The organism is Clostridium hominis, assembly GCF_014287825.1.
Classification (GTDB): Bacteria; Bacillota; Clostridia; order Clostridiales; family Clostridiaceae; genus Clostridium; species Clostridium hominis.
Genome location: NZ_JACOOO010000016.1, coordinates 303933 through 324821 on the forward strand (window position 1 = coordinate 303933; position 20889 = coordinate 324821).

The 20889-nt window shown below is 29.0% G+C and carries 18 protein-coding genes; 3 read left to right on the forward strand and 15 right to left on the reverse strand.

The genetic code is table 11. The annotated features are described in order from the left end of the window. Positions 1 to 78: 78 nt before the first annotated feature. The 6 genes from H8S20_RS09635 to H8S20_RS09660 form a co-directional block, all read right to left on the reverse strand. A complete protein-coding gene (locus H8S20_RS09635) occupies positions 79 to 381 on the reverse strand; it encodes a PTS sugar transporter subunit IIB (RefSeq protein ID WP_186859977.1) in 303 nt (100 codons plus the stop codon). A gap of 36 nt (positions 382 to 417) precedes the next feature. Next, positions 418 to 1857, reverse strand: coding sequence for a 6-phospho-beta-glucosidase (locus H8S20_RS09640; RefSeq protein WP_186859978.1), 1440 nt, complete (start codon positions 1855 to 1857; stop codon positions 418 to 420). Positions 1858 to 1959: 102 nt separating this feature from the next. Continuing rightward, a complete protein-coding gene (locus tag H8S20_RS09645) occupies positions 1960 to 3327 on the reverse strand; it encodes a PTS sugar transporter subunit IIC (protein ID WP_186859979.1) in 1368 nt (455 codons plus the stop codon). A 60-nt stretch (positions 3328 to 3387) separates the two neighbouring features. Then, positions 3388 to 3687 (reverse strand): PTS sugar transporter subunit IIB, encoded by a 300-nt coding sequence (locus H8S20_RS09650; protein ID WP_186859980.1) that lies wholly within the window; start codon positions 3685 to 3687, stop codon positions 3388 to 3390. A 41-nt stretch (positions 3688 to 3728) separates the two neighbouring features. After that, positions 3729 to 4034, reverse strand: a complete 306-nt coding sequence (locus tag H8S20_RS09655) for a PTS lactose/cellobiose transporter subunit IIA (RefSeq protein ID WP_186859981.1) — start codon at positions 4032 to 4034, stop codon at positions 3729 to 3731. A 348-nt stretch (positions 4035 to 4382) separates the two neighbouring features. Further along, positions 4383 to 7112 (reverse strand): sigma-54-dependent transcriptional regulator, encoded by a 2730-nt coding sequence (locus H8S20_RS09660; protein ID WP_186859982.1) that lies wholly within the window; start codon positions 7110 to 7112, stop codon positions 4383 to 4385. Positions 7113 to 7246: 134 nt separating this feature from the next. Here H8S20_RS09660 and H8S20_RS09665 point away from each other — a divergent pair, with 134 nt between their 5' ends. After that, positions 7247 to 8434, forward strand: coding sequence for a helix-turn-helix domain-containing protein (locus H8S20_RS09665; protein WP_186859983.1), 1188 nt, complete (start codon positions 7247 to 7249; stop codon positions 8432 to 8434). Positions 8435 to 8471: 37 nt separating this feature from the next. Here H8S20_RS09665 and H8S20_RS09670 read toward each other — a convergent pair whose 3' ends face one another. Next, complete coding sequence (locus H8S20_RS09670) at positions 8472 to 9359, reverse strand: EamA family transporter (protein WP_032117483.1); 888 nt, start codon at positions 9357 to 9359, stop codon at positions 8472 to 8474. 270 nt (positions 9360 to 9629) lie between these two features. Here H8S20_RS09670 and H8S20_RS09675 point away from each other — a divergent pair, with 270 nt between their 5' ends. Then, the gene (locus tag H8S20_RS09675; protein WP_032117482.1) at positions 9630 to 10061 is read left to right on the forward strand and encodes a MarR family winged helix-turn-helix transcriptional regulator; all 432 of its coding nucleotides are present in this window, start codon (positions 9630 to 9632) and stop codon (positions 10059 to 10061) included. 10 nt (positions 10062 to 10071) lie between these two features. Further along, on the forward strand, positions 10072 to 11460 hold the full coding sequence (locus H8S20_RS09680; protein WP_032117481.1) for an MATE family efflux transporter: 1389 nt from the start codon (positions 10072 to 10074) through the stop codon (positions 11458 to 11460). 266 nt (positions 11461 to 11726) lie between these two features. Here H8S20_RS09680 and H8S20_RS09685 read toward each other — a convergent pair whose 3' ends face one another. The 8 genes from H8S20_RS09685 to H8S20_RS09720 form a co-directional block, all read right to left on the reverse strand. Continuing rightward, positions 11727 to 12530: a DUF368 domain-containing protein gene (locus H8S20_RS09685; protein ID WP_032117480.1), complete on the reverse strand. Its 804-nt coding sequence runs from the start codon at positions 12528 to 12530 to the stop codon at positions 11727 to 11729. Positions 12531 to 12540: 10 nt separating this feature from the next. Continuing rightward, a complete protein-coding gene (locus H8S20_RS09690; protein WP_207725291.1) occupies positions 12541 to 12789 on the reverse strand; it encodes a DUF1653 domain-containing protein in 249 nt (82 codons plus the stop codon). Between the two features lie 207 nt (positions 12790 to 12996). Further along, on the reverse strand, positions 12997 to 14217 hold the full coding sequence (locus H8S20_RS09695) for an ABC transporter permease (protein ID WP_186859984.1): 1221 nt from the start codon (positions 14215 to 14217) through the stop codon (positions 12997 to 12999). Continuing rightward, the gene (locus H8S20_RS09700) at positions 14214 to 15512 is read right to left on the reverse strand and encodes an efflux RND transporter periplasmic adaptor subunit (RefSeq protein ID WP_032117477.1); all 1299 of its coding nucleotides are present in this window, start codon (positions 15510 to 15512) and stop codon (positions 14214 to 14216) included. Before H8S20_RS09700 ends, H8S20_RS09695 begins: the two co-directional genes overlap by 4 nt. A 12-nt stretch (positions 15513 to 15524) precedes the next feature. Continuing rightward, positions 15525 to 16364, reverse strand: coding sequence for a carbohydrate ABC transporter permease (locus H8S20_RS09705; protein ID WP_032117476.1), 840 nt, complete (start codon positions 16362 to 16364; stop codon positions 15525 to 15527). Positions 16365 to 16380: 16 nt separating this feature from the next. Next, complete coding sequence (locus H8S20_RS09710; protein WP_032117475.1) at positions 16381 to 17238, reverse strand: carbohydrate ABC transporter permease; 858 nt, start codon at positions 17236 to 17238, stop codon at positions 16381 to 16383. A 1-nt stretch (position 17239) separates the two neighbouring features. Then, positions 17240 to 19696 (reverse strand): ABC transporter substrate-binding protein, encoded by a 2457-nt coding sequence (locus H8S20_RS09715; RefSeq protein ID WP_186859985.1) that lies wholly within the window; start codon positions 19694 to 19696, stop codon positions 17240 to 17242. A gap of 313 nt (positions 19697 to 20009) precedes the next feature. Further along, positions 20010 to 20816: a cation diffusion facilitator family transporter gene (locus H8S20_RS09720; RefSeq protein WP_032117473.1), complete on the reverse strand. Its 807-nt coding sequence runs from the start codon at positions 20814 to 20816 to the stop codon at positions 20010 to 20012. Positions 20817 to 20889: the final 73 nt, after the last annotated feature.

The following is a 20889-nucleotide window of genomic DNA, read 5'->3' on the forward strand; positions in this document are numbered from 1 at the left end:
AATTTTTATGAATTAGAATAGATATATTAAAATAATAAAAGCTAATATATCTATTCAAAACTTAAATTTGCAGTCTCGTTATTTAATTAATTCTAAAGCCCTTTCAAGTACTGCTTTTCCATTCATTGTTCCATAAAGCCTCATATCAATTACCTCTACTGGAACTCTTCCGCCTACTAATGCATCAACCTGTGGCTTTTGGAATCTAACTTGTGGCCCAAGTAAAACTATATCAACTATATCAACAACACTTGAACATTCAGAAACTGGCAAAGCATTAATGTTAATTTCAACACCTTTAGCTTTTGCTGCGTCCTTCATCTTATTAACTAAAAGACTTGTAGACATACCTGCTGCACATACTAATAATATATTTTTCATAATTTTCTCCTCCATTAACACCTTTATTCTTAATTTTTATAGTTCTTCTCCATTACTACTAATGACATCTTTATACCAATAGAAACTCTTCTTTTTCTTTCTTTCTAAAGTTCCTTTACCTTCATTATCTTTATCAACATAAATAAACCCATAACGTTTTTTCATCTCTCCAGTTGATGCTGATACTAAATCTATACATCCCCATGGAGTATATCCTATTAAATTAACTCCATCAGCTACCGCTTCTTTCATCTCCTTAATATGTTCTCTTAAATATTCGATTCTATAGTAATCATTTATTTCACCATTTCCATCTACAGTATCAACAGCTCCTAATCCATTTTCAACTATAAATAATGGTTTTTGATATCTATCATATAAATTATTACAAGTTATTCTTAACCCCTTAGGATCTATCTGCCATCCCCACTCAGAAACCTGTAAGTGTGGATTTCTTACACTTTTAAATACATTTCCAGCAGTCATTCCTTTTAACACTTCTGGATCTGCTGAAGCACATCTACTTGAATAGTAACTAAATCCAATATAATCAACTGTATATGTCTTTAATATTTCTCCGTCTCCTGCTTCCATATGAATTTCAATATTATTATCTCTTAAAAACCTCTTTGCATATCCTGGATATTCACCTCTAGATTGAACATCTATAAAGAAGAAGTTTTCTCTTTCTTTTTCAATCGCTCTTTGAATATCATTTGGATTACAAGAGTATGGATATGTTACACCAGCTGCTAGCATACATCCAACCATAGATCCAGGAATAATTTCATGTGCTGCTTTTGTAGCTAAAGCACTTGCAACTAACTCATTATGCGCTGCTTGATATTTTACTTGAAGTTCATTTTCACCTTCTTCAAATAATATCCCAGCTCCCATAAACGGAAGGTGTAAAAGCATATTTATTTCATTAAAAGTCATCCAATACTTAACTTTCTCTTTATATCTTTCAAATAGTGTTCTTGTATATTTTTCATAGAATCCTATTAACGCACGATTCTTCCATCCACCGTATTTCTTTATTAAAGTTATCGGCATATCAAAGTGACAAATTGTTACTACTGGTTCTATATTATTTTTTAACATTTCGTCAAACATTTCTTCATAGAACTTTAACCCTTCTTCATTTGGCGATTCATCATCTCCATTTGGGAATATTCTTGACCAAGCTATTGAAATTCTTAAACACTTAAATCCCATTTCAGCAAATAAAGCTATATCTTCTCTAAACTTATGATAAAAATCTATTGCTTCATGAGATGGATAATATTCATCTGCAAGAATATTTAAGCTTTCAAGCTTACCTTCCATTGCCTTAAATCTGTTTTTTCCTTTTGGAATTAAATCAACATTAGCTAATCCTCTTCCACCTTCATTGTAAGCTCCTTCACATTGGTTAGCTGCTAAAGCTCCCCCCCATAAGAATTCTTCTGGGAATTTATAAGAATTATTATTCATTTAATACACCTCTAAACTTTAGTAAATATTTTTCTACATTTTATAAGTATTTGTTAGAATTAACTCCTAACAAATACTTTGTTTACTACTTCTTACTTTATATTAAGCTATCTTTTCTGCTTCTAATTCTGCTTCGTATCCTTGTTTGTCTATAACTTTGAAGAATGGAATATATATTGCTGCTGATAATGCTATCGCTAATACTTGGAATATTGCTACTCTCCATCCTTCTGTACCACCTGCTAATAATCCTGACATTATAACTGGAGTACCTAGTGGAACCATTGTTGTTAATCTTGGTAATATATTTATTGTAGTTAAGAAGTATGCAACTCCTGAGATAACTATTGGTGTAACTATCCATGGAATAGCCATGTATGGATTAAGTACCATTGGAACTCCAAATACTAATGGTTCATTTATACCACAAACATTTGCTGCAACCGCTAATTTACCTAAAGTTTTATATTGTTTACTTTTTGATTTTAATAACATGTATATACAAAGTCCTAATGTTGCACCTGAACCACCAACTAATGGGTAACAAGAGAAGAATGCTCTATTAATTATGTTTGGTAATTCATATAATGATACACCAGCATTCATTGCTTCAATATTAGCTGTAGTTAATGAAGTCCATAATGGGAAGAATAATGGTATTATAACTGCATTGATACCATGTACACCAAAGAACCATAATAATTGAGCTATTACTATTGCGAATAAGAATGAGAATATATTATTTCCTAAAAATGCTTCCATTGGTGCTTGTACTAATGAGTAAATGAATGTGTGTATTCCTGAAACACCGTTCATTGGAATTAAAGTTACTAATCTATCTAATAACATAAATACTGTTATGATTACGAATCCTGGTACTAATCCTGCGAATGATTTTGTTACTGTTGGAGGAACTCCATCTGGCATCTTTATGCTTAATCCTTTATCTAAACACTTAGCATATATAACTGTTGATAATAAAGCTACTATAATTGCAACGAATAAACCTTTTGCTCCTAAGAATTCAAATTGTAATACATTTGAAGCTGGAACACTTACTCCTTCTGCTAATGTAATTCCATTCCCAGTTAAGAAGTTATTAATTATGCTTGAAGTATTTGCAATTGGTGTGATCGCTAAGAATGAGAATAATGCGATCATCCCAGCTGTTCCAGGATCTTTTTGATAACCCTTAGCTAAGTTAAATGCTATGAAAAATACTGCATATAATGATAACATGTCATTTGTAACTAAGTTTGGTATAGCTAATAATGATTTTAGCCCTGTATTGGTTAAAAATTCTTGGTAAGGCTGAATTGATAATGAATTAAATAGTGAGAATATAGATCCTACTATGATTACCGGCATTAATGCCATGAATCCATCACTTACCGCCTTTAAAAACTTATTATTTGCTATTTGTCCAACCTTAGGTAAGACAACTTCTTGAATTTTGTCTGTAAATTTCATTACTTTTCTCTCCCTTTTTATTAATTTATTTTAATTAATTATTTATTAAATGATTTACAACTACATTGATAAGGCATCTTTTAGTACCTTCATTCCATTCAGCATTCCATAATCAACACTATTTATAACACTGATTTTTAGATTTCTATCCTTATACTTTTCACTCATATCATCAAGAATATATCCAAGCTGAGGTCCAATTAGTACTACATCTGTCTTATATTGAAACTCTTGGAATCTAGACTCTGCTATAGCTCTAATTTCAACTTCTACTCCTAACATATCTGCAGCTTTATTCATCTCAATTACAAGCATGCTACTTGAGTAGCCATTTCCACAAATCAAAGTAATCCTTTTCACTTGACAGTCACCTCGCTATTAATAATTCTAATGTAATTTATCTAGTTTAATTTTGCATGAATATCCACTATTTCTGTTGCCAAATCTTTTATTGTCATAGCATTCATTAAATGATCCTGCGCATGTATCATTAATAGTGATAATTCGATTGCACTTCCATTTGCCTCATCCTTTATCAACGATGTTTGAACCTTATGTGCTTCACTTAAACACTCTACAGCATCATGTAATGCGCATTTTGCTTCTTCAATTTGTCCATTTTTAGCTAGCTTAATAGCTTTCATTGAATTGCTTCTAGCATTTCCACTATTAACAATTATACCCAGTATAACTTCTTGATTTTTCATAACTACATTTCCTTTTCCCACTAAGCTATTAATTTGTTTTTACACTAATATATAAAGCAACTATCATGCCAAAATAAATAAAACATTTTAATTTTTTATTTATTTCAATCTTTAAGTTTCTTAAATCAATTGATTTATCTTATCTTAGACTCTATGAACCTCTTTTTTATTTTTTTAAACTTTTTCTATATTTTTATTTTTTATCCGTTTTTAATGTGTTTTACTTCATTTTTTTCATGTGTTTCATCAATGTGTTTTGTTTCAATAAAATATTTTTTATATTAAACTACTATTTTAGTTTTCTTAAAATTTAAAATGCTGTTAAGCAAAAAGCCTAACAGCATTTAATTAATAATTATTAAGTAAAAACTTAGTTACATAACATACTTCATTTTCATCAACTTCAATATTTAACCCTAAATAATACTTATCTTTTAACTTGTTTAACTCTATCTTCACGATATCAAACACTTTTTTATGCTCTTCGATAAACTCATTTTTCAAATAGAATTCTTCTGCTTTCAGTCCATCCTTAAGCCTGTCTATCATGCAAGCTATATGAAGTGTAACTCCAATTAAAACATTAGTATTTATTTTAATATTTAATCTTTCCTGAACAGTTTCATTAAATACTTTAATATTTCTTAAAATGCTTTCTCCTTTAACATTTTTCAAATGACTCTTAAGTGTTTCTTCCATCTTAATATAAGTAGTTTCTATATCGATTTCCTTTTGTATTAAACTCATACCTTCACCAACAAATATATCTTGAAGAGAAAGCTGCATTACATCGAAGTCAATATCAAAGGTACTTATAATTGAAATTATCTTATATTCCTTAGTTAACCTTCTAATTCTTTTCTCTATATTCTCTTTTCCTATTAAATTCATTGGAATTATTTCAACTACATTGTCATCATAATTTAAATTATTCTCCAATAAATTAATTATTGTTTTAGCGCCTCCATCACCAGTGCTACAAATAGATAATATAGCTAATTTTTTAATCTTATCTTTCACAATAACTTCTTCATTATATTCATAATCAGTAATATAAAGTTCATTTACCTTAAGCATCTCTTGCAGTATTTCATCAAGTTCATATCCTAACATAGCTTTTCTAGTTGCTTCTAATACATGTAATGTGCTCACTAAAGGCACAACCCTAACATATATATTAAATTCTGCTTCTAGCTCTTTAGCAAATGTTGTTAGAGATCCCATATCAACTAAAAGTAAAATATCGGATTTTATATTATTATTTACTATATAGTTTTTTACTCTATCTAATACCTTCTGAGGACTTTCTTCTATTGGTGCATTTATTCCTATAGCATAATCACTTCCTAAAAGTTTATTAGTTGCATTAACCATTGATGTAGCTGTACTCTCCCCATGAGCTATTACCATAACCTTAACTTCCTTAGGTTCCTTTTTATAAAACTCATTATCATAAGTTAAAAATATAGCTAAAAAACCTGCTTCATCTATCGGCATAGTTATATCTAAGGCTCTTTCAATAATCTTAAGAATATCTAACGCAATATTAAATTCATTGTTATTTTCTACCCTAATTTTATTCAGTTGAGGATTTGTAATTTTCTTATTAGATTTAATTCTTTCTATTGAATTATTAATATGTACTGCCATTCCGTAACATACTTTCTCACTTAGCTTTCTATTTAACCTATCCTCACTGAAATTAATCACTTCTAATATTACTCTTCTTATATCAGATTTTATAAATCCTTCAAGCTGCGATATATCGAATGTACTATTAAAATTCTTTTGAAGCTTTTGCATATACTTTTCAAAATAATTATCTATATCTATATTCATAGCTTCTTTTACTTTGTTATCATCAACACCTTTTTCTTTTAACTGATGATACTTAGCCTCTATAAGCTCATAAATATTTGTTTCATCCTTGTCCCCTTCAAAAATTACCTCATCATTTTCATTGCTAAAAATACAATATTTCTTATTAATGTCTATAAGCTTATTCCAAAGCTGTCTATGTTCTATCTCTTTATATAGTCCTTTTCTTATATATACAGGTAAATCCAAACTATTAACTTTTATTTCATCTTTTACGCCTGAAACATATTCTGCATATGCTTTAGCACATATAAGCTGTATATCTACCTTCAGCTGGCCAATGTTAGCTTCACAATCATAGCTAATTAATGCTTTTATAGAATTCATCGAAACCTTTATCTCTTTATCAAGCCTTGCTGATTCATCCTTCATAAATGTATTTATTAATGTAAATCTTTCTTCAATAGTTCTTTCTGCTAAAGATGGAATATTTACATACATAGGAATTCTTCTTGTAAATGTCTTTAATAAAACCTCATCTGGTTTCTCTGTAGTCGCACAAATTATTAATACCTTTGAATATCTTTCAATGTCAGTTTCCCCAAGCCTTCTATAAATACTCTTGTCCATAAATGTGAATAACATTTCCTGTCCTTCAGATGGAAGCCTGTGAACTTCATCCAAAAATAATATACCACCATCTGCCTTTTCAATTAAACCTGCCTTATCTGTATCTGCACCTGTGTACGCTCCTCTTTTGCAACCAAACAATTGTCCTAATAAAAGCTGCGGATTATTAGCATAATCTGCACAGTTAAATATAATTAAAGGTGAGTTTTTACTAAACCTCTTCATTTCTATAGCATATTTATGTATTAATGAAACAAACATCGACTTACCTACCCCTGTTTCACCTAAAATAAGCATATTCATTCCATTTGGTGGATATAAAATAGACGCCTTAGCCTGTTCTACTGCTGAATAAAGACTTTTATTAATACTAGCAAATTCATCTAAGGTATTAAGTTTTACTTCTTTTTTCTTACTCTTGTTTTCTTTTACTTCTTCAACCTTTACAGGAGTGTATAGAACTGGCTTTCCAGATTTTTTTATGACTCTTCCCTCCTCACATAAGCGATTTAAGTCATTACTAACATTAGCTCTGCTTAATTCCAATTCGGTTGCAATATCCATAGTTGTAACACCATTACCATTATATAATTCAACTAATTTTTTAAAAACTTCATCTATTCTCCCCAAAATTCTTCCCCCAATATCTTATTTAATTAAAATATTATGTTGATTTTTCTCACACTATATGTTAACATTTACAACAACTTTACTTTTGTATTATTTTAATATTTTTATAATTATTTTATTGTAGGAGTTTTAATATGCTTGATATAATTTCATTAGATAAAATTAAATATTTATGTAATATAACTTCTGAAACATTAAAATGTCAAACATGCTTCATAGCCTCAAGCGAAAATGCTAATCACTACTCATTAAATAATTATCTATATCCATCTAACAATTCTAACTATAACAATTTATTAAATAATTTTGTTTGTAATTACTTTACACTTAATATACCCGCAATAATAACTACTAGTTTCAAATTTAAAGTTGTAATCATCAATTTTTATATAAAACATTATGTAGGTTCCCTATTTATTGGGCCTTTTGAAACAGATACTAATTTAATTACAGCTTCTTCTAATAATCTTACCTCTTACCCAATTATTGAAGAATTTCTTTTACTTAACTGGATTTGTCTTCTACACTATTCAATTTATAATACTTCAATTTATTCTAGCAATATTTTAAAAATTGATAGTAAATATAAAGATTTAAATCTCAATATAAAAACTACATATAAAAAATTATTATCTGAAAATAGACAAAATATGTTCTCCTATCATTCTACAGATCATATTGATTCTATTTATAAAGCTGTAAAATCTGGCGATATTGATAATATTGTTATTAACCTACAAAAAACACTTGATGGAGAATTTGGTGTACTTGCTAAAGATAATCAAATTAGAAGTAAAAAAAATCTTCTTATTATACGAGTTTCTAATTGTTCTAAAGCTGCTATAGATGGTGGTGTATCCTCCGAAACCGCTTTTACTCTTAGCGATTCTTTTATACAAAATATAGAGAAAATAGATGATTATTCTTTATTATGTGATATTGGTAAGAAAATTCCTATTGCTTTTGCTGCAAAAGTTAGAGAAACTCTTAAATATAAATACTCAAAAAATATTTATAAATGTATTGATATTATCAACAAGAATTTATATGAAAATATATCATTATCAAAAATAAGTATGCTTATCAATCTATCACCACAATATATTTCTTCATTATTTAAAAAGGAAGTTGGCGTAACTTTAAGTGAATACATATTAAAATGTAAAATTGATGAAGCTAAATATCTTTTAACACATACTAATTATTCTATATTAGAAATTTCAACTTTATTGTGTTTTCATGATCAAAGTTATTTTACTAAAACTTTTAAGCGATTCACTGGTATAACACCTAAAAAATATGCTTCTAAAAGTTCTATATAAAAAAATGCCTCAGCTTATTTGCTGAAGCATTTTTATTTTATATTTTTATTAATAGTGCTAAAGTTCCAGCAACTATCAAACTTAACCCAATTAAGGATTTTTTTGAAAGTTTCTCTTTTAGAAATATATATGCAAATCCTACAGTTACTAATATACTTAATTTATCTATAGGTACAACTACACTAGCTAGTCCATCTTGTAAAGCCTTGTAATAACATAACCAGGAGCCACCTGTAGCAATACCTGATAAGACTATAAATGCTAAACTTCTACGATCTATGTTTTTAATTTCATGTTGCTTTTTTGTTATAAATACAATTATCCACGACATAATTAAAACAACTATTGTTCTAATGGCAGTTCCCAAATTTGATTCTACATTTTCAATTCCTATTTTAGCTAAAATAGAAGTTAATGATGCGAATACCGCTGAAAGTGATGCATATAATAACCAGGCTTTATTTTTTAATCCTTTCACATCTTCATCTAAATTTTCTAGTTTTTCTTCTTTTTTTTGAATCATTAAATAAGTACCTATTGCTATCCCGATCATTCCGATTATCATATTTATTGTAATTTTCTCACCTAATACTATAAATGCTAATATCATAGTTAAAATCGTACTAGATTTGTCTATTGGAACAACTTTATTTACATCTCCTATTTGTAACGCCTTAAAATAACAAAGCCAAGATGCTCCTGTAGCCATTCCTGAAAGTATTAAAAACACATAACTTTTAGTACTTATTTCATTTAATGTCCATTGTGATCCTACTAGAAAAACCATCATCCATGAAAAAATCAAAACCACTACTGTCCTTATAGCCGTTGCAACATGAGAATCTACATCCTTTATACCAACTTTAGCTAGTATAGATGTAGCCCCTGCAAATATTGCTGAGGCAAATGCGTATATAACCCACATAAAACTTCTCCTTTAAAACTAATCTTTATATTATATTTCTACTTTCTTAATAAGATACTTATCATCAATTAATATTAATTATTATAAATGTATATAGTAACTTTTTCTATATTTCTATTATAAACTTTTATTTTTCTATTAAATACAATTTAATTATTTTCACATATAACTTTGTAAATTTTTTTAATTATTTCATTTTTTATTTAGTTGCAATTGCAACTATTTTAGCATTATAATATATAAGGCAAAACAAATAGAAAGGATTTATCTATGAATAATAAGAATAACGAATACTTTGGAAGATATATTTCAATTCTTTATCGTCAATCTAGTGTATTTTATTCAAAAGAATTTCATAAATTCGGTATTGGTGCTGGTCAATACATGTTTATGATTCATCTATACAAAAATGATGGTATAAGTCAGGAAAAGCTTTCCGAACTTATAAATATAGATAAGGGCACTACTGCCAAAGCAATAAAAAAACTTGAAGAGCTTGGTTATGTAGAAAGAAATAAAGATATCTCTGATAAAAGAGTAAATAAAATCTACTTAACAGAAAAAGCCTTAGAAATTAAAGATGAATTTCTTGCAAGCTTAACGAAATGGGAAGATATACTTACTTCAAATTTAAGCGATGAAGAAATTCTTTATGGATTGAAAATATTAAATAAGCTAACTAAAAATGTTTCAAAAAACTAGGAGGTAATACATGAGTAATCAAAAATATTTAGCTGAAGAATCTATTGGAAAACTACTTTTAAAATATTCTATTCCTGCAATTATAGGAATGTTAGTAAATGCCTTATATAATATCGTCGATAGAATGTTTATAGGTCGTATACCTGAGGTTGGTTCTTTAGCCTTAACTGGAGTTGGTATTACAATGCCAATCATGTCTATACTTTTAGCATTTGGTATGCTTATAGGTATAGGTTCAACTGCCAATATCTCATTAAATCTTGGTCGTGGTAAGAGAGATGTTGCTGAAAAGTTAATTGGTAATTCAGTTACATTAAGTCTAATCGTCGGTATTGCTATAACTGCTATAGGCCTTATATTTTTAAACCCTATATTAAACATATTTGGTGCTAGCGCAAATACTTTATTTTATGCTAAGGAGTATATAACAGTAATATTAATTGGATCTACTTTTAATATTCTTTCTTTTGCATTAAGTAGTACAGTTAGAGCCGATGGTAATCCCCAAATGGCATCATTCACAATGATCGTTGGATGTATTACTAATGTTATTTTAGACTATGTTTTTGTATTTGTATTTAATATGGGAATCAAGGGGGCTGCCTTAGCTACTGTTATTTCACAAGCACTTACATTCTTCATTATTTTATTCTATTATACAAAAGGTAAATCTAACTTAAAGTTAAAAACACAAAACTTAAAGCTTGAAAAGAGTTTAATAATGATGACTTTTGCTATAGGAATTGCTCCTTTTGCTACTCAAATAGCAAATAGCTTAGTACAAGTTGTAGCAAATAATGCTTTAAAAACTTATGGAAATGACTTAGCTATTGGTGCGATGACAATTATCAGCTCATTAAATATGGTATTTATGATGCCTATATTTGGTATAAACCAAGGTTGCCAGCCAATAATAGGTTTTAATTACGGTGCTAGAAAATTTGAAAGAGCCAAAAAGACATTTATATATGCCACTATAGCAGCCACAGTAATATGCACTATTGGTGGAATATTAATTCAATTATTCCCTCAAGTTGCAATAAGCATATTTAATAACGAGGCTGAACTTACTGAACTAGCTGTTAAAGGCTTAAGAATTTATTTACTTATGATGCCTATAGTAGGAATTAACATAGTAGCAACAAGTTACTATCAATCAGTTGGAAAAGCTAAAATGTCTATGTTCGTAAGTTTATTAAGACAAGTTATTCTTCTAATTCCATTCACATTAATATTGCCTACATTTATGGGCTTAGATGGAGTATGGGCTGCTGGTGCTTGCGCCGACTTACTATCTGTAGTTATTACAATAATATTAATTGCTAAGGAATTTAAATCATTAAATAAACTTGCTATTAAAGAGAATATGGAAGCTCCTTTAGATGTGGTTACTAACTAAATAAATTGTTCGCTAGACTCACAAAGAGAAATGTATGTCTACGACATAGATAAATATTAGCTTACGCCAGGATAAAAAAATACCTACGGCATGAATAATCATCTGCCGTAGGCATTTTTCTCTTCAGCTAAGGTTAATATTTCTCTGTCAGAATGACATATTTCTCTATACTGAAAGTGTATATTTCTCTGACGAAATCACATTTTTCTTAGCGTTAGCTAACATTTCTCTTGTGAGCTCCGCGAACAATATATTTCAAGTTTTAATTAATTTTCTTTTTTAGAAATAAAATAGATAATAGTAAATCCAAGTATTAGTGCTAATATTGAATATATAATATTAGTATTAACTACTTCACTAGGATATATAGCTATTATTGATCCCATAACAAAACCTAATATCATCATATAAGTTTTTCCTGGATACTTCTTTATTAACTTTTCAATAATCTTTGTAGTTAATACAACTCCTATTAATACCCCTATTCCAACAGGAATTAGAAATTTAATATTGAATGTATTAATTGCATCTAAGGTTACATCATACAATCCTAAAATTAATAATATAAAAGAACCACTTATCCCTGGTAATATAAGTGCTACTGCAATTATTATACCAGCTAAAACTAATAACCCTATATTAAATATTCCTGTGCCTTCTATAGCTATGCTAGCTACCTCATTACCACCTGATAAAAATAATGCTAAAATAAAGCCAATAATTAAAAATATGTAATTAAAATTACTTTTCCCTATAGATATTGCTTTTCTATATAAAGTTGGTATTCCTCCAAGGATTACTCCAATAAAGAAAAATGCCATTAGAGTTGGAAACCTATCTAAAGCTTTATCAATTATCCTACTAAAAGCTAGTACTCCTACAATTCCACCTAAAGCTAGTTCAAATATTAACTTACTATGTTTTCTCCAGTCCTCAAAAAATGAACCTACTGCATGAATTAAATCATCATATACATTTAATATTATAGCCATGGTTCCCCCACTTACCCCTGGTACCATAGTTGCAACGCTTATCGCTATACCTTTTAGAAAATTAACAAACAATCTCATATCTTTACACCTACTTAACACTATTTACTTCAAATTCTTGAAATCTATACTTTTGTCCAGTTGGATTAACTTTCCCCTCTGGAACTTCTTCTATAAACATATCATAAGGTCTTACAAACAAACCACATTCTCCATATAATGCTCTATATAAGACCATAGTTTCTTGTGTTTCTGAATGCTTTACAAAGTCTTCAACTAAATACAAATCACCTTTAAAATGTCTAAATATCTTCCCTCTAGAATTAGTTATATCCCTCATCACTTTCTCCTTTATATGTACTAAATCTTATTTGAATATATTTTATCTTAATCCATAAATATATTCAAATAAGATTTTATAACAAATTATAATTTTATATTCAACCCTGTATTAGTAAATAGGAAATGACAAGCTTAAATCAACATTATCGTTAACTTAATACTTGTCACTTATCCTTATTAATAAACATTAATATTTACTTAAATTTTAATTCGTAACTGTTTCTTTTATTCTTATTTCTGGTATTATTTCATTTTCTTCATACTTAAAGTACTTTTCATGAACATCCATAAAGTAATTCCCACAAAGATATAAAGGATATAATACCCATAACATTGTTATATTAACATCAAAGCTAAATTTAGACCATATAGTAAGAACTGCTATAAATGTACATAATACACTTACACTTACTATATAAATCAATTCTTTTATATCTTTTACTTTATTAACCTTTAAGTTAATAACAAATAATATTACTGTTAAAATCGAATATAACCCACTCATCATCATATTTTCTATGTTATAAATATCTATGCCATACTTCTTCATATAAAGCACATATTGTAACTTATCTACATTTTCTTTCCACATCTTACTCCAAAAATCAAAATCTGACCACTTATTCGGAATCATATCTAGTGGAATAGAAAAATTTAATTTTGTAATCTTAAATAATATTGCTACAGTAATTATTGCCATGGAAATATATATTATTTTTAATACTGGTCTTCGTTTTGCTTTAAAGAAATAAGTTATAACTTTAATTAATATTAACACTAAAGCTATTATAGGCAATACCATTGAAAATACTTTAGCAAAACTATGATATATTCCTCCACTAACTGCCATTTCTTGAATTCCAAACGTTGTTTTAAATTCTTCTATTTTATTTAGTGTCATATCTGTTCCATCAATAGTTAAGCCATCTAAAACCTCATTATCATCCTCTAATAATTGAACAATAATATTAGATTTTGTACCATCATGAATTCCCCTTACTATTAATTTTCTTTCCCCATAAGTTATCTCTTTACCAATAGAATGTGTACTTCCAAACAATTTATATGATGTTTCTGTGTCTATAAGACAACCGTCTTTATCATCTTGAAATAATAATGCTCCATCAAATAATAAAGATGAATTTCCCCTTATAGCTAATACCTTAAGATCATTTGCATTTCTATTTAAATCAACATTTATAGCTGATTGTAATGATTTTTCCGTCCAACCAACTACTGATATATCACTTTTATTTTCTTCAATATTCTTAATTGTATCTGCTCTAATATTACCATTCTCAAAATAGAAATTTATAGTATTATTCTCTTTTTCTATATTATTTGTATAGCCTAAGGTAATTCCCCAGCACATAACTAAAGCAAAAATAAGGATTACCTTAATTATATGCTTTACTTGCCTTATCATTCAGTCTCCAAGCGAACTCTATCGCCATCTTCAACTGTTTTATTACTACTTATTATAACTTGTTCACTTCTTGAGAATGAACCTTCTTTTAAAGCCGCAAATTCATTATCTTTCTTTTCTATTTGAACTTCATATTTTCTTGCTACTTTTTCTGATCCTAACACTGTTTCTTTTTCACCAACAGCTAAAACATAGTAACTATTATTCTCGCCTTGCCTTAACGCTGCTAAAGGAACACAAGTAGAATACTTCTTAGCCTGACTTGAAATAATAATTTCTCCTGTATCATCAATTTCACCTGTACCTGCAGGTAAAACTACTGTTACATTTAAGAAATCTGCACTTTCTTCGCTTTTTGAAATGGCTTCTATAGTTAAATTCTCTACATATCCACCACTACTTAACTTTAACGCTACAGTTTGTCCTTGTTTTACCGTAGTTCTCTTACTAGATTCAATTTGTCCAACAAACTTATATCCACTTTCTTTGTCTGCTATTGAAACTACAGCGTCAGATGTAACTCCTCCATTTTCAGCAAATACACTTGTAACAATTCCTTCTTTAGGTGATGTTACCTTACCATTTGCATCTAGTAGAGGTTGTAATTTCCCTAACTCTTCGTAATACTCATCTAGCTTTAATGAATCTTTAACATCTTGTAGAGTACGATCTAAATCTACTGTGTCATTAGCCTCTGCTACAGCTGATGCATGCATTGATTTTTTACTTTCATAATCGCCTTTTAAACTTTCTTCCATAGCTTTATCTTTTTCTTCTTCTGGTAAAGCTTGATAATCTTCTAAAGCTTTCTTAGCTTTATTCATTTCTTCTAATGCATTTGATACATTACTATTTTTAGAAGCTATAGCCCTATTGTAATCTTCTTTAGCTCTAGCTAAAGTCTTTTCCTCACTTGAAATATTCTCATTTATTTCATCTATCTTTTTTTGTAAAGCTTCGGTATTTAGTTCTACTAATACATCTCCTGTTTTTATTAGTGTCCCAATACTTACATTTACGTATTCGATTTTCAGACCTTCTATTATAGAAATCTTTTCTTCTCTATTTTTAACTACTCTTCCTGATGCTTTAACTTCATCAACCATAGTTTTTACTTTTGGTTTTTCTGTTTTAATAACAGGAATCGTTAAAGAATCTGCAAATCTCGATAACATAGTGCATCCTATCATAATCAATAAGAATGCACCTAAATATTTAACTGCTTTCTTCTGCAGCGTATCTTTTCCTTTTTTAACATACTCGAAGTTAATAATTTTCTTTACTTTTTGTTTCATACTCATAACTCATCATTCCTTTACTGCTGATGCTGCAATACCTTGCTCTAAATAACTTTGGCCTGCAAAGAATACTATTATTGCTGCTATTAATGTAACAGCTGATGCCGTAAATGCTATATCTGCATTTTCTAAGGTTATATTAGGTAGATAAATTGATAACGGCCATAAACTCTTATCTTTTAAGAAAGTTAATGGTTGCTCTATTAGATTCCAAAGCTCTAAGAACTGTAAAATCACCGCAGACATTATACCTGGCATACCTAATGGAATACCTATTTTAAAAAATATCTTTAATTCACTTGCCCCATCTATTCTTGCCGATTCTATAATAGCTTCTGGTATATTGCAGAAAAACCTATACATTATAAAAATCGAGAATGTTGAAAAGATAGCTGGCAATATGATACTCCAATGAGTATCTAACATTTTAAAAGAATCTAATACTAAATAGCTCGATAGCATAGTTACTTGGAAAGGCATTAGCATTACCACTATGTATAAGGTAAATAATATTTTCTTAAATCTAAAGTTATATCTTGCAAACCCCCAAGCTGCCGCTATTCCCACTACAAGTTGTCCAGCAATTGATAAGAATACTATCTTAACTGAATTCCAGAACATCACAAAAAACTGTGGTGTATCTAATAATAGCTCAACGTAAGATCTTATAGTTGGATATTTAGGTAGTAGCCCCCAACTAACAAAATCCTTTCCTTTTCCTAATACTGGTGCAAGGTGTCCTGTTAGCTCGGCCTTTCCCATAAAAGATCCTGCTATTAAAAAGATAACTGGAAAGCACATAAATAAAGATAGTATAACTAATATAAGAAATATAATCTTTTTCTTCATTTTAGTAATCTCCTCTCTAATCTTGATTTTCCCATGCCCTCTGTAGAAGCATAATTAATCCAAATATTATTACTGCCATTACTACAGACGCAGCAGCCATCTTTCCAAATGACATCTCTCTAAACCAGTTATTAAATAAATGTTGTAATAAATACATACTCTTATCCGGATAATCTCCAGCTACTAAGTAAGCTTCTCTAAATACCTTAAAAGAATTAAGTAAAGATAAAACAGCTACTGTATATAATGTAGGTTTTAAGCAAGGTAATGTTATCTTAGTAAAACATTTTAAATCCCCCGCTCCATCAACCTTTGCTGATTCGTAAATTTCCTTTGATATTGCATTTAGTCCTGCTAACCATAATATTATTGTATATCCAAGATTCTTCCATATATAACTGAATACTAATACCCAAAAAGCATATCCTGTGCTCATCCAATCTTGACCTGCCATATTAAAATTATTTAATACTCCGCTCAATACCCCTTGTTCATGAAATACTATATTCCATATAAGTACCACTGAAGCTATTGGAACAGCCATAGGTATTAAAAAAGCAGTTCTTAAAATTTGAGATGCCTGTACAAATTTATTTAAGAATACTGCTATAGCAAGTGATATTGCTAGTAATAAAGGTATACATACTAACACAAACTTTATTGTATTTTGTGACGCTAACTTAAAAGCAGCATTTGAAAATATATCATAATAATTTTCAAGTCCAGAAAACTCTCTTGAAATTGCACTTTGAAAAGATCTAATAAATACATCTAAGAAGGGAAGCAGCGTAAACACTGCTACCCCTATTAGACTTGGTAAAATAAAATATAATGGTGCTTTATTTATCTTCTTCTTTCTTTTTACCTTTTCCATATTACTCCGCCAAATATAAATCTAAATTATCTACTATTGTATTAATAGCATCATCTAAACTACTATTTCCTAAAGCATATGCTTCAAACTGTTTAGCTACTTCAGTTAGTAATACTCTATTAACTGTTCCAGCTACAGTTAAACTTTCTATTTCACCTATTAATCTATTAACATCTTCTTCATTTGGCAGGTATTGTTTAACTTCATGCATAGTTCCATCTTCGTCTTGCCATCCCATTGTTCCACCAAAGTAATGTTGTGTTTGTTCATCAAATTCTGGTTGCCACTCTTTGTCTATTTCAAATTGCTTTTTGAAACTTTCCTTATTGACAGTTATTCCTTGTCCATAATATCTTTGTTGAGATTTTTCAGTAAATAATTCCTTTATAAACGCTTTTGCCTCTTCCTTATTCTTACCTTTAGCATTCACCCCTAGAGCATCTATAGGCATAAATACTTTTTCATCTCCTCTTGTTAGCATCTTGTAATCTAAATCTTTATTATTTAATAATGCAGTAACTAATGACTGATATCCCCATGATGAATCTAATCCACCATACATTAATGAACTTGCATCATCTCCATCCATTAACAATGAATCTGCATAAATAGAAGGCATTAAGTAATTATTTATTTCATAAACACTCCACATTCCTTCATTTTGATCTTCAAATTCTTCACCATCTGGATTTTCTTCGAACTCATCATTAGGCTCAACAACTTCTGTTTCTGTGCTCACACCACCTTGGAATTTATCATTCCATACCGCTTCCATCTTTTTATTATATCTTTGCATATTTTCATCTATAGCTGTATATAACTCTTTAGTCTTTTCAAAGAAATTATTTAATGCGTCAACATTTATAGTTTTATCACTATTTAACCAATCATTTCCGTATAGGTAATATAATGAATAAACTAAAGTTTTTGGTGAATAATAATCATTAAATATTCTCTTATCCGGATTTTCTTTTCCCATTTTCTTTGCTAATTCTACAAATGAATCAAAATCTGATACTGAATCTAATACATCTTTGTTTCCAAGTAACATTGGGAATTTAACCTTAGTAGGGAATTGATATATCTTTCCATCAACAGTATACGCATCCGCTATATTCTTAAATATTAAATCTTGACTTGTATATTCTGATATAACATCACTTATATCTTCTAAAAGTCCTTTTTCTATATAAGACTCTACTGGTAGACCATCTAGTAAAATAACATCTGGACCATTTCCTGCAGCTATCTCAGTATTTAATGTTTTAAGTGCATCTGCCTCAGTAACGCCTTCTTCTCCCCAGCTCATACCAATTTCATATTTGACATAAGTATCTGGATTTGCTTTTGCATAAGAAGAAACTGCTTGTCTAACTTGATCATTTTCTAATAATGAATATATTCTTAATTGTTTATCTGGTACTGAAGGAACATTAGCATCATAACTATAATTAATAATAGCCATTTCGTTATTGTTCCAATCATTAAATATTGCTAAAAACTCATTGTTTTCCTTTTCAACAAATCCCATTATATTCATTTCTGAATCACCAAAAGAACTTAGTGCTCCATCAATAAGTTGTTTAGTAGCTTGTGATTCCATATCATATTCGTATAATCCTAAAGTAGTATAGTAATATAACTTGCTATCGCTACCTGAGTTAAGGAAGTTAGGATAATATTGCACGTTATTACCTAATATTTCTTTTTCTAACTTTTCTAAATTACCTTTTTCTTCACCAGTATTAATATCAAACTCAGTTATTGTTTCAAATCCATATACAATAAGTGATTCTCCTACTAATGAAAAACTATTAAAATAATCATCTATACTATACTCATTCTTTACCTCGAATGTTTGTCCATCTAATTGAACTATAGCATTTCCTTCCCAAGTTGAATAGAATATATCTCCATTATTAGCCAATACAAATTGAGAATAACCTGGATTCATTCCTTCTTCAGATGAAGTAGTTGTAAATTCAATATCTTCAACAGTTCCATCTTGGTTTACAACTGCATACTTATATTCTATGTTTTCAAACATATCCTCTTTATTCGATGTATCTTCTTCACCTTCAGCTGGTGGTGTCCAAGGTTCCATAAAATAATAATTAATAAGTATTCTACCATCCTTCAACATATTGGATGAATTAGTTACTGTTTCCTTACCATCTTGTTTAGGTAATTCTATTTTTGTCTCACTCCAAGTTTGTCCACCATCTTCAGATATAAGAGACGTTAAACCACCTTCGTAGTTCTGAGCTACCATTCCAATTTTATTTTCTTCTAGCTTAATTACATTTTGAATGTAGACCTCTTTAGGCCCTTCATATCTCTCTTCAATATACCTTCCCATAGTAGACTTCTTAGTACCTCCACCAGAACAACCGACAGCAGATACCATCAAAGCAAGAGACATTGCTATTGAAAAGATTCTTTTTAGCTTCTTACTCATAAATTCCTCCATACTTATTATATTTAATATTATATTTTTACTTTTTATCTTATAATACCATTTTTTGTTATTGTATACTACTTATATTACCTTAAAATTTCATTACAATTTAGTTACAATTTGTTTTCATTTAATTTTATATGCAATATTTTTCCTATCGTCGAATTTATAAGGCCATAGTCATAAATTTCAATTTAAAGCTTTACTTATTAGACTATTTTACTTAATAAAATGTTCACAGAAATATTAATTTTTGAAATTTTATTAAGTAACTATTTTGGTACAAAAAAAAAAGCCAGCTTTCGCTGACCTTTTAAACTATCCACTTCTTATTTCCAGTAAATGAAATATTTAACCATTTATTATATTTAATATGCTTCATAGCATCATTTATTTCTTCTCTTACACTATCCATTTGGTCTAAAGTCTTTAGTTTACTGTTTTGATTATAGACAAAATCTATTTCAATCCTAAGTTCTCTACCTATCTTAGAAACTCTAGCTATTGAATCTTCAAATCTATACTCTTCTTCAATCTCTTTTACTAATACATATATATCTTCATTTATTTCATCATCGGCTTTAACAGCAATAATCTCTTTGAAACTTTCCATAAATGTCTTTATAGGTAATCTTAAAAATACTATTGATACTATTAAAGTCATCGCTGGATCTATATATGGATTTAAGAATTTAAATTTACTTGCAGATAAAACTATCGCAATTAAAAATCCTACTAATACAGCTGCACTTAATATTGTATCCATTAACCATTGGTTAAATTCCGCCTTAAGCAATTCTGAAGACAAACTTTTGGCTTTACTTTTAATATAAAAAGAAATAATTCCACACCCTAAAACAGATATAACTGAATATATTATAGCTAGTCCAAATTCTACAGAATTCCCTCCACTTATTATAGTCTTTACTGCTCCAACTAATGTAAATAAACACATTATTAGTATTACTAGAGATTTAATTGATATAACTAAAGGCTCTAAAATATGTTTTCCAAAAGGAAACTTTTCTACGTCCTTTTGAGACATAAAATTACTTATAAATAAGGATAACATTGATAATAATAAACTGATAAATGAATATAATCCATCGAAAATAATCATCTCAGAATCTATCGCTCATCCCCATGCAATACCAAATAGTGCAAAGAATAATGCACCTAAAACTGATAATTTT